The organism is Tenacibaculum singaporense (genome assembly GCF_003867015.1).
In the GTDB taxonomy this organism is placed as follows: Bacteria; Bacteroidota; Bacteroidia; order Flavobacteriales; family Flavobacteriaceae; genus Polaribacter; species Polaribacter singaporensis.
In genome coordinates, this window is sequence record NZ_CP032548.1 from 1,035,714 (window position 1) to 1,047,542 (window position 11,829).

General features: G+C 30.1%; 9 protein-coding genes and 1 tRNA gene. 2 read left to right on the top strand and 8 right to left on the bottom strand.

Annotated features, from left to right (window positions below):
- Nucleotides 1-58 precede the first annotated feature (58 nt).
- The 4 genes from D6T69_RS04725 to D6T69_RS04740 form a co-directional block, all read right to left on the bottom strand.
- Nucleotides 59-1,159, bottom strand: coding sequence for a DUF4407 domain-containing protein (locus D6T69_RS04725; protein WP_125066682.1), 1,101 nt, complete (start codon nucleotides 1,157-1,159; stop codon nucleotides 59-61).
- 81 nt (nucleotides 1,160-1,240) lie between these two features.
- On the bottom strand, nucleotides 1,241-2,656 hold the full coding sequence (locus D6T69_RS04730) for a M56 family metallopeptidase (protein ID WP_125066683.1): 1,416 nt from the start codon (nucleotides 2,654-2,656) through the stop codon (nucleotides 1,241-1,243).
- Entirely contained in the window at nucleotides 2,656-3,024 is a 369-nt protein-coding gene (locus D6T69_RS04735) for a BlaI/MecI/CopY family transcriptional regulator (RefSeq protein ID WP_047790279.1), read from the bottom strand. The genes D6T69_RS04730 and D6T69_RS04735 overlap by 1 nt, the downstream gene beginning before the upstream one ends.
- A 137-nt stretch (nucleotides 3,025-3,161) precedes the next feature.
- A complete protein-coding gene (locus D6T69_RS04740) occupies nucleotides 3,162-4,550 on the bottom strand; it encodes a dipeptidase (protein WP_125066684.1) in 1,389 nt (462 codons plus the stop codon).
- 101 nt (nucleotides 4,551-4,651) lie between these two features.
- Here D6T69_RS04740 and D6T69_RS04745 point away from each other — a divergent pair.
- Nucleotides 4,652-4,733: transfer RNA gene (locus D6T69_RS04745), tRNA-Leu, on the top strand.
- Nucleotides 4,734-5,172: 439 nt separating this feature from the next.
- Here D6T69_RS04745 and D6T69_RS04750 read toward each other — a convergent pair.
- The gene (locus tag D6T69_RS04750; protein ID WP_125066685.1) at nucleotides 5,173-5,763 is read right to left on the bottom strand and encodes a hypothetical protein; all 591 of its coding nucleotides are present in this window, start codon (nucleotides 5,761-5,763) and stop codon (nucleotides 5,173-5,175) included.
- The gene (locus D6T69_RS04755; protein ID WP_125066686.1) at nucleotides 5,756-7,078 is read right to left on the bottom strand and encodes a hypothetical protein; all 1,323 of its coding nucleotides are present in this window, start codon (nucleotides 7,076-7,078) and stop codon (nucleotides 5,756-5,758) included. Before D6T69_RS04755 ends, D6T69_RS04750 begins: the two co-directional genes overlap by 8 nt.
- A gap of 326 nt (nucleotides 7,079-7,404) precedes the next feature.
- Here D6T69_RS04755 and cls point away from each other — a divergent pair, with 326 nt between their 5' ends.
- Complete coding sequence (gene cls / locus D6T69_RS04760; RefSeq protein ID WP_240628366.1) at nucleotides 7,405-8,847, top strand: cardiolipin synthase; 1,443 nt, start codon at nucleotides 7,405-7,407, stop codon at nucleotides 8,845-8,847.
- An 83-nt stretch (nucleotides 8,848-8,930) separates the two neighbouring features.
- Here the strand turns inward: cls and D6T69_RS04765 are convergent, their stop codons facing one another.
- Both D6T69_RS04765 and D6T69_RS04770 read right to left on the bottom strand, forming a co-directional pair.
- Complete coding sequence (locus D6T69_RS04765) at nucleotides 8,931-10,880, bottom strand: OmpA family protein (RefSeq protein ID WP_125066687.1); 1,950 nt, start codon at nucleotides 10,878-10,880, stop codon at nucleotides 8,931-8,933.
- A gap of 12 nt (nucleotides 10,881-10,892) precedes the next feature.
- Nucleotides 10,893-11,828, bottom strand: a complete 936-nt coding sequence (locus tag D6T69_RS04770) for a PorP/SprF family type IX secretion system membrane protein (RefSeq protein ID WP_125066688.1) — start codon at nucleotides 11,826-11,828, stop codon at nucleotides 10,893-10,895.
- Nucleotide 11,829 lies beyond the last annotated feature (1 nt).

Here is an 11,829-nt window from a genome sequence, read left to right on the forward strand (position 1 = left end):
TTGTTTTCGTAGGGAACGAAAATATAAAAATAAATATAATTGTAAAAATTACATTTGTTTATAAAATATCTTGTTGATTCTTATAAAAAGAATCGGTTTGTAGCTTCATAAGGTTACGAGCCATTTTTTGTTTGTAGTTGTAGAGTTCTTCTTCTGTTTTTAAATCAGAATATACTTTGTTGTTGAGGTCTATGTCAGTCTGTAAAATAGCTTTTCGTTGATGTACTTGTTGTTGAATCCAAGTTTTAACTAAAGATTCATGGTTTTCTAATTTATAATCATACTCACTTTTTGAACTGATAAGTTTGGCAAAAATAGGAGCAGTTTCTATTGCTAAAAATAATAGAAAAATAAAAAAAGAAGGTAGCCAAGGTAATTTGTTTAGTGCATTCACCCGAGCCATTAAACCATCGAAATTAGAAATAATAGGTTCTGTTTGTGTTTCTTTTAATTTTTGACTTTCAATCAAATTAGTAATAGCAGCTTCTTTCTGTTTTATTTTTTCGGTATTCTCAGCTTTTAATTGAGTTAATTCTTGTAAAGCAGTATCATGCTTGTCTCTCTTTTCTTTATAAACAGGGCCTTTACCAATGAGTTTGGTGCCTTTTCTTCCTTCGGCTTCAGCTATATAGGTTTCATATAAGGTATTTACCTCGTTTTCTTTCGTAGTGATTTCATCTTTTAAAGAAGTAATCTCTGAATTGATTTTTGTTATTTCAGGAGTGAATTGTTGTGCAATTTGAGTTTTGTTATCCAAAGTCATCTGATTTTTCTCAGTCAACAACACTTGGTTAATTTCCTTTTCAAAAATTTTTAATTCTAAAGGTTTAGAAATTACTACAGCAATTATCATGGCAAGTAACAATCTAGGAAGCACTTGAACGAGTTCTTTTCGTTTAGACTCACTTTTTTTAATGGTAGAAACGATGAATCTATCCAAATTAAAAATTAGGAGTCCCCAAATAATTCCGAAGAAAATAGCAGTGTATATGTTGTCAAAAACAGTGTATAAAGCATAAGCAGCAGCAATGGTTGCCATTAGTGCGGTAAAGAAAACAGTGGCTCCAATACCCGCATATTTATTTTGTTCTCCGTTAGCACATTTTTCAAGCAATACTAAATCTGCTCCTGAACAAAGAAGGAAAAATCGTTTTAACATAAAAATAAGCTTATGAGTTAATAACGAGTGTTTTAAGTAATTGTTACAAAAAAAGCCTCATTTAAGAGGCTTTTAACATAATTAGTTTTTTATAACTATAGGTTTTTCTGAAAGTTTAAATGTGGTTTTACCATTTTTATTCCAGATTTGTAAATTAATAGAATCGTCAGTTTCTAAAAGTTTTAAAGCTTTTTTGTAACTTATTTTTTTATCATTATAAAAATACTCCGTGTTTTTACTTTTATGTTTTTTGATATATTCCAAAGGAGCCATTGGTTTTGGAGGAGCAGGAATATCTGTTCTCATTCCTTTTTTTACTCTAACAGTCGGAGGTGGAGGGGGAATACGTGAAACATCACCTTTTTTTACTCTAGTAGGAGGCGGTGGTATGTTTGATTCTTCTCTCACCCTTACTACTGGAGAATTTGGAGTTGGTGGAGTTATCCTATAAACTCTTTTCTTAGTCGGAGGAGGTGGGGGAAGTTGTTGCTTTTCTTCTAAGGTAAGATCATCGTATTTTTTTTGTATTGTACTTCCATCTTCATAAGTGTACACCACTAATATTTCTTTAGAAGATTCTCCTTTTAAATTTTTGGCACTATTTTTTACTTGTATAGATACAGGTGCTTTGTCAGTATCTTTTTTTTGCGCTTCAACTCTTTCAGCAAAGAGAAAAGTGAATCCTGCTATTACTGGTATTACTGCCAGTTTTTTAAGCAAAATTTTGGTACGAGAACTTTGTTTTGTCATCATTAATAATCTTTTTTTAGTTAATAAATAATTCAAATTACTGGCCAAGTAATATTCGTTGTTCCAAGCAGCTCTATTTAATAGTAAATATTGATACTCGGTAGTGTTTTTATGTGTAATAATTACTTCATTGTCTGCTAAAAACTCATGATTTAACTTTATTGCTTTTTTAAGGAATATAAATGTTGGATTGATCCAAAAAACGATTTGTAAAAATTCAATAAATAATATGTCAAACGTGTGTTTTTGTAGAGCATGTGTTAACTCGTGTGTATAGAGTTCAGTTTCAATCTTGTTTGAATTGTATTCCTCTTTGTTGATAAAAATGTAGTTCCAAAAGGTGTGTGGACTAATTAAATCGTCAACTAAAACAAGGGTAGCTTTGTCTTTTTTTATTTTTTTATACTGTTTTATCTTTAAGAAGATATTAAATAGGTTTTTTGTAAAGCGGATTAATAAAATGATTGCTACAATTGTATATCCAAGAAATAAATATTGGGTATAGCTAATTTCCTTAACAGGATTTACATCCAAATTTGAATCTGTAATCAAGGAAGGCACAGCCTTTAAAGTATTCGGAATAGTTTCTATATAGATTTTATAAAAAGGAGCTATAAACGAAAACAATACGCTACCTAATAAATAAAACCGATTGAATTGGTGCATTTTTTCTCGTTCTAATATCAAATGATAAAAGAGAAGCAGCAATGCTAAACAAATTCCTGATTTGATAAAATACGTTATCATTATTGTTGCTTTTTAATTTGCTGATCGATAATTTTTTTCAAATCTTCCAATTCAGAAACCGATAAGTCTGTTTTTTCGGTAAAGAAAGAAGCGAATTGACTAGCGGAATTGTTAAAAAAGTTTTTAATCAATCCGTTTACATGCTTTGAAAAGTAGTCTGACTTTTTTACCAAAGGAAAATATTCTCTTGATTTTCCATCCAATGTGTAATCTACAAATCCTTTATCTTTCATTCTTTTTAATAGTGTAGCAACTGTAGTTGTGGCAGGTTTTGGTTCAGGAAACTCTGCTAAAATATCTTTCATAAAAGCTTTTTTTAGTTTCCATAAATATTGCATCACTTGTTCTTCAGTTTTCGATAATTGCATTTCGATAAAATTTGAATTTGTATTCTACAAATGTAGAAATAAATTTTAATTCTACAAGTGTAGAGTTAGAAAAATAAAGCAAAAAAATAACCTTGAATGAGTTTCAAGGCTATCTTATTGATGTTATTAAGGATGAATTATTTTGATAATTCCGTAAAATACTGATAAAAATATGGAATTGTTTCAATTCCTTTCAAGTAATTCCACACTCCAAAATGCTCGTTTGGTGAGTGAATGGCATCAGAATTTAATCCGAATCCCATTAAAATAGTCTTACTCTTTAATTCTTGCTCAAACAAAGCAACAATTGGAATGCTTCCTCCGCTTCGTTGCGGAATAGGAGTTACTCCAAAGGTTTCTTGGTATGCTTTACTTGCAGCTTGGTAGCCAATATTATCAATAGGAGTTACATATCCTTGACCTCCATGATGAGGTTTTACCTCTACTTTTACTGATTTTGGAGCAATACTTTCAAAATGTTTTTTGAATAATTCAGTAATTTCTTCCCATTCTTGCCCTGGTACTAAACGCATTGAAATTTTAGCGTAGGCTTTTGAAGCAATAACAGTTTTTGCTCCTTCACCTGTATATCCTCCCCAAATTCCGTTTACATCTAAAGTAGGACGGATAGAGTTACGCTCGTTAGTAGTATAACCAGCTTCTCCATGAACATCATCAATATCTAAAGCAGCCTTGTATTCTTCTAATGAGAAAGGTGCTTTCGCCATTTCATCACGCTCTTCACGAGACAATTCTTCTACTTTATCATAAAATCCAGGGATGGTAATATGATTGTTTTCATCGTGTAATGAAGCAATCATTTGTGTTAAAATGTTGATAGGGTTTGCTACCGCACCTCCATATAAACCAGAATGTAAGTCTCTATTAGGTCCAGTAACTTCAACTTCTACATAACTTAAACCACGTAAACCAGTAGTAATAGAAGGGATGTCGTTGGCAATCATTCCTGTATCGGAAATTAAAATTACGTCATTAGCTAACTTTTCTTTATTTCTAGGAACAAACCAAGCTAAACTTTCTGAACCTACTTCTTCTTCACCTTCAATCATAAATTTTACGTTACAAGGTAGGTTGCCAGTATGAGTCATGTATTCTAATGCCTTTACATGCATATACATTTGCCCTTTATCGTCACATGCACCACGTGCAAAAATTGCTCCTTCAGGGTGAATATCTGTTTTTTTGATAACAGGATCAAATGGAGGAGAAGTCCATAAATCGATAGGGTCTGCCGGCTGTACATCGTAATGACCATATACCAATACTGTTGGTAAATTAGGATCTATTATTTTTTCTCCATAAACGATAGGATATCCAGGAGTTTCACAAATTTCTACTTTATCACAGCCTGCTTTTTCTAAACTTTCTTTTACAGTATCAGCAGTATTTAATACGTCTTGATTAAAGGCTGGATCAGCACTTACTGATGGAATTTTTAATAAATCGATAAGCTCATTAATAAAACGATCTTTATGTTGAGCTATATAATCTTTTACGTTTTGCATGTGTTGTATATTAATTAGCATCAAAAATAAGAAAAATAGTATACTTCTTCTTTGTAGTTTACAAGTATTGTTTATATTTGCATCCACAATTTCAAAAGTACGCGGGCGTGGTGGAATTGGTAGACACGCTAGACTTAGGATCTAGTGCCGTGAGGTGTGAGAGTTCGAGTCTCTCCGCCCGTACATTGATAATCAACATCTTAACTTATAGTTAAGGTGTTTTTTTTTGGTCTAGCGTCAAAGAATCCGTAAAAGAACCCGAAAACAAATAAAAAGGTAAGTTTCTCTTAGTTTTTATTGTTGTTTAACTGCTTGTTTACTAGTTCTTTATGTTGTTTTGGCTAGCTTTGAGCACGCGCTAGATTCAAAATCTAGCATTTTTAAGATTTAATTTACTGGTAATCAATATGTTGCAGGATTTTTTTTAAGAGTGCTGATTTTAGCTCTAAAAGAACCCGTAATATCAAAAACAAGTAGTAAGAATCTAAGTAAAAAGTTATATTTTTGAGGTGAGCACCTACATTACACACGCCCGTGTAGAATTTTTATAAATTATTAATAAATTAAGCAAGGAAGTTTTCTTATTAAAGCATTGATTTTATACTAAATAGTAGGTGCTTTTTTAGACTAATAAAATACTTTTATCTAAAACTTCAACTGAGTTCTTAAGTCTGAGTATAAAATTGTACTTAATCTTAATTCTAGATATCAAATCTTGAGTTAAAGCAAAATTGGCAAACGGCTCAGTTTGTAATGGGAGTGAAGCTATTAAATAGCAATTGTTGCTAGTTAAGAATGTGCTATTTGTAGAATAATATCCTCTAGTTTTTACTAATTGTTTAATAGCTTTTTTTAAGTTTTGTTTATTTCGGTTGGGGTTGTTACTATATTTTAATTCTAAAAAAAGAATCCAACTATCTGAATTGCTTACTGATGGGAAAGAGCAAGATTCACATTGTGATAGAGTACTACCATTGCTTCTTACAAAACTCGAATGATCAAAAATGATATTATCTAAATCTAGTTTACTAGAGTTTTTTATAGTAAAATAATTATTGTCGGTAGGTGGAGTAGGAGAAAATATTTCAACTGAACGCCTTAGATGAGCTGGAAGATTTTTTGTTGACTCGGTATAGTCAGCTATATGAATATCATCATCTTTGGTTGTGATAATATGATGAGGGAAATTTGAGGTAATTTTTGTTTTAATCATTCTGATTTAAAAAATTTAGTAGTAAATAAAAATCATCCATTACCTCTTTCATTTGTTGGTCAAAGTAATTACCTCCTATTAAACCATTGTCTTGTTTTATGTTTTTTATAGAACCTTCATTTATTTCATAAATATTAATGTTTTTAGGATCTATATAAGAATTGAGGGTAGAGATTCTCTCTTTAAGTAACTCAGGTATTTTCTCCTTGGTTAAAAAAGTTAAAATACAATTATTTATAGCATAAAGTACATAAGGACTATGAGTTGTAAGTGTTAAAGAATGATCATAATCACTTAGGTTTAGATATTCAAATAACTTATAGCATAACTGTTTTTGAGTAGCTGGAAACAAGTTTTGTTCAGGTTCTTCAATTATTAAGTTAGTCCTTTGTGTTTTAAATAGACTATTTCTAATATTAATATAATTAGAAAATAATTTGTTAGCTTGAGGTTCATTTGACGTAATTTCATTCATTAAGTCATTTACCTTTTTGTGTCTGTACTTTAGTTTTTCAGAGAGGCTTTTGCTTGATAGCTCATTATTTTTGTATGTAAAATTAATATTGAAATAAGGTTCTAGTAAAAATTGATCGATAATTTTTTGACTAGACTTAGCTTTTATTTCGTCAAATTCATAAGATGATTTTTCTTCTTGTTCATATAGGTTAATTATTAAGTTGTGAACCATTGTTAATAAAGGAGTAACAGATTGGATACCACTTGAGGCTTGAGATAAAAGAATGTCGAAATTTTTATTACCTATGTGACTTTCTTTATTTTCTTCAGAGTAATAATAATCTACACCTGTGTCTAGTATAGGTAATTTTTGCTCTGAAGTAAAGTTTTTTCGAGTATCAAACCAGTCGTATAAGTAACTTTTTAAATAGTTATTAGGTAGTTCAACTTTTTCCATTTCAGGAAGAATAACTACACTTCTTTCCGATGGTATATATGAAATTTTTGTTCTTTTATAGTTGTAAAATCGATCATCTAGCCATTTTATATCAATTTGAGAATTTGAAAACGTAATTTTAATTGCATCTCCAGTATATTCAAGGAAACTTTTTGAATTAAAATACCCTTTTATTTTATGAAAAGTTTCAAGTTTCTCTATAAAAAAATTGTTGCTTTGAACATAATTATCATAAGTTTGATGTAATGAAACATCTTTTTCAATCCAACTACAATAGCTTAATATTTTAGCAATAGTACTTTTACCACTACTTTGTTGCCCCATAAAAACATTAATTTTTTTGATTTCAAATGAAATGTTTTTTATAGGACCAATGTTTTTTATTGTTAGTGTTTTTGGCATTTAAATGAATCTTATATTAGCAAATTTATAAAAAATCAGTTAGTCAAAGATAGGTATATTTTATGAGGTTAATTAAGAAATTTTAATTGGTTTAGACTATGTTTTTTTTGTATTTTGGAACCCGTAAAAGAACCCGGAATAAGTAATAATTAAAGAAAATTAAAAAAAATAAAGTATTGATTTTTTTGTTTTTAATACTGTAAAAACTAACTATTTCGGTTTTATTAATAACCTTTAGTTATGCAGTTGTATTAGTCGAGTTTTTTATAGCTGAGTATTAGGTGTTAATATTTTAAATATCTTTAGCAGAAAAAGATACTTTTATTTTGATAACTACACTACTTATAATTTTATACATAGCTATTATTGCTACAGTTGCTGTTATTATTATTAATACCTCAACACCACCAAAAGCAATAGCTTATCTATTTTTGTTGATTCTGTTTCCTATAGGAGGTATAATTATCTATTTAACAGTAGGAATAAATCATAGAACATATAAACTGTACAATAAAAAGCTAGAAGTAGATAAGAGTATTTTCTTTGAGCTTAAAGAAAAACTTAAAAATTATACTGAAAAAACGTTGTCAACTTCTAAAAGTCATTTAGGACATTTTTACAACCTTACGAAGTTTATACATAAAGAAAATGTTTTAACCAATAATAATAAAGTTAGTTTACTTTTAAATGGAGAATGTAAATTTCCAGAGGTTATTAAGGCTTTAAAAGCTGCTAAAAATCATATACATATAGAGTATTATATTTTTCAAAATGATACTATTGGTAAGCAAATAGGTGATGTTTTAAAAGAAAAGGCTAAAGAAGGAGTTAAAGTACGTTTTATTTATGATGATTTTGGAAGTAAGGATATTCGTAAGTCGTTTGTGAAGTCTTTAATTGATAGTGGAGTAGAGGCGTACCCTTTTTATAAAATTAAATGGTTATTGTTAGCCAATAGAATTAACTACCGAAACCATAGAAAAATTATTGTTATTGATGGTAAAGTAGGTTTTGTAGGTGGTGTGAATGTTTCTGAAAGGTATATTAATCCTAATAAATTTAATTGTTATTGGAGAGATACACATATTAAAATTGAAGGGCTTGCTGTTTTAAATTTACAACGTGTTTTTTTAGCGGATTGGAACTTTTGTGCTGATCAAAATGTTATTGTTGAAGAAGAGCTTTTTCCTGTAGAGAGTCAAGAAAATTCAAGTGAGCATAAGCAGTTAGTACAGGTAATTTCTAGCGGGCCAGATTCTGATCATCCAGATATTATGTATGCACTTATTCAAGCAATACTGTTATCAAAAAAAGAAATACTAATAACTACTCCTTATTTTGTGCCCAGAGCGTCTTTTTTAGATGCTCTTAAAATAGCTAGTTTGAGTGGAGTTACGATAAAATTATTGGTGCCAAGTATTTCAGATTCGAAATTAGTTAATGGGGTGTCAAATTCTTTTTACAAAGAAGTATTAGAAATAGGAGTAGAGGTATATAGATATAAGAAAGGGTTTGTACATGCAAAGACGATGGTGTTTGACGAGTTGGTTTGTTCTGTAGGAACAGCAAATTTAGATGAACGTAGTTTTGATTTAAATTTTGAAATTAACGCATTAGTTTATGATAAAGATTTTGCAAGTCAGTTGAAAAATGCTTTTATGGAAGATTTAAAAAACAGTGAGAAAATAGACTTACATAAATGGAATAATAGACCTGTTTTAATACGTTTTACAGAGAGATTGGCTAGATTGTTAGCTCCTATTTTGTAGTTAAGTTACGAAAGAGTAACGATAAAACTTCTTAAGTAAAAGAAGTCTTATCGTTATTTATTCCTCAAAAAGAGCTTTTTGAGTTATTCTTTAATTATAAACATGGATCTACGATTCAGTTGATGTTCGTCTTCACTACACGTAGTTTGGTTATTACATTTGTTAATAAGTTTTGATTCTCCATATCCTTTCGCACTTAGCCTTGTTATATCAATTCCTTTTTTAAGAAACCAATCTAATGTAGCTTGTGCTCTATTTTCAGATAATCTTGAATTGTAAGAATCATTTCCTCTCGAATCGGTATGTGATTCAATATGAATTTTTAAAGTAGGATATTCTTTTAAAGCAACTAAAATTTTAGCTAATTCAATTTCAGCATCTGGACGAATATTAAATTTATCATAATCAAAGTAAATAGGTTGTAACGTTAATCTACATCCTAAATCATTTGGAGGGCATGGGTCAGAGGGATCTAAAGCTAAAGGCATGTTTAGCTTAATAGGCATTTTTATAGTTTTCGGGTTATTTGGGGTTTCTATAACTTTTTCTTTCGGGTGGTATTTTTCTTTCTTAGCCCTCAAAGTATACTGTTCTTGACAGTTTAATAGAAAAGTAAAAGTAGCATCGTTACCAACAGTAACTGTTTTTACTTCTTTATTGTTACTATCAATCAAAGTAACTTCTGCATTTGGAATTAATTCACCAGTATTTTTATCCATTACAGGTCCTTGAATTGTAATTTCACAACGTTCCCAAATTTGATAAATATCATCACTTTTACTACCTTCTTTACCATCACGATTAGATGTAAAGTAACCTATTCTATCTTCTTTTATAATGAAGCCAAAATCGTCTTTTGGACTGTTTATGGGTTTTCCAAAAGTAGAAATTTCTCCATGAGAGTTTTCTTCTAGTTTTGTTACAAAAATATCTAAGCCCCCCATACCTGCATGTCCATCGCTTGAGAAATAGAGGTTGTTTTCATCACTAACAAACGGAAAAGTTTCTCTTTCAGAGGTGTTTATTTTATTACCAAGATTTATAGGTTTTGTGTAAATATCTTCACCTAAGATTTTTACATACCAAATATCAGACATTCCCAAGCTACCAGGCATGTCTGAAGAAAAGTATAGTTTATCTTCTTCAGGACTTAGAGTTGGGTGTCCAACGGAGTAGTTATCATTATTAAAAGGAAGTTCTTGTATGTTCTCCCAAGAGTTTCCATTTCTGGTGGCTTTATATATTTTGAGCCTAACGACATGGTCTCTATCTCTTTTCTTTTTACCATTTAAGTAGTTGTTTCTGGTAAAATACATGGTATTTCCGTCTTTTGTAAAAACAGCGGTAGATTCATGATAAGGAGAATTAACGTTTCCATTAAAAGCTTTTACTTTTCCAAAATTCATGTCTTTATCTATAGGAACTTGATATAAGTTTAAGAAAGGTTGTTCATCCCACCCAGCAAGATCATCAGTCTGTTCTTTTGATAAAGTTGGATTTTTTCTACTTGAAGCAAAGACAATATTATCACCATAAAAAGCTGGTCCAAAATCAGAATATTCTGTATTAACAGGAATTTTTTCTATTTCAAAAAGTTTGTCATGTACCCCTTTTTTAAATAAAGTGTCAGCGACATTTTTATAAGAATCTAAAGAAGTAATTTTACCTCCTTTGAATCTATATATTTCCATGAGTTTCTCAGCTTCTTCAGGTTGGTTGATACTTTTTAAACATTGTGCTGCTCTAAAATAATCAATTGTAAGGGCTTCATTTGGAAACCTGTCTATTAAATTGTAATACCATTTTGCAGCTTTCGAATAATCACTGTTAAAATAGTATGTGTTTCCTAGCTTTCTATATATTTCGGCTGATCCGTAGTTCTTTTCAACAACTTTTAAATAGATTTTTCGAGCGTCTATAAAGTCGTAGGTGTTATACTTAGTGTTTGCCTTTTCAACCAGTGCTATTTGAGCAAAAGCAGCAGAACTTATAAAGGCAAATAAAAAGTAAAAAATTAAATAATGCTTTTTCATGATATTAAAATTTTAGAAGAATCTTGGTGTTAGTATACGTTCAGGATTATTGAAGATATCAAACGTTAAGAAGAATTCGTAAGAACCATTACTGTGGTCTTCGATATCTGTAGTTTGAAAATCATATCCCATTCCTAAGAATAACTGATTAGTTATTTGAAATCCTGCCATGGCACTAATTGCAGCGTCCCATCGATAAGAGGCCCCAAGGGTAAATTTATTGTTGAATAGAAAATTTGCAGATAAATCAGCTTGTAAAGGAGATCCGTTAACCCACTTAAACATAGTTGCAGGTTTAAGTTTTATATTTTCGCTAATATCAAAAACATAACCAGCTATTAAGAAGTAGTGTAAACGCTCTATAGCTATGGCATCTTCATTACTGTTATTAGCACTGTCTGAATTATAATGTTTTGAATTGAAAAAATTAGGCACTGATAACCCAAGGTAAAGTCTATCATTATTATAGTAAATACCTGCACCTATTTGGGGTTGTACTTTTTTGTCAATGTTTTCTGCAAATTGCCAATCGTTTTCATCATATATGTTTAGTTTAGAATAATCTACATCTAGTATACTCAGTCCCCCTTTAATACCAAAGGATATTCTTGAACGCCCTGATAAAAGTAATGAGTATGCATAATCTATTGTAATACCTGTTTCGTTAGAAGGACCTATTTCATCATTAATAATAGAAAGTCCTATTGCGTTTCGTTTTAAGGTACCCAAAGGCATATTAAAAGTAAAAGTTCCAGTATTTGGAGCTCCATCAAATCCAGCCCATTGTGTTCTGTATAGTAAACCTAAACCAATAGCATTTTTTGAACCAATATAACCTGGGTTTATAACTTGAGTATTATACATGTATTGAGTGTATTGTGGGTCTTGTTGAGAAAAACACACATTTACACTAATAATTATTAATAGTAATATAGAATAATGTTTCATT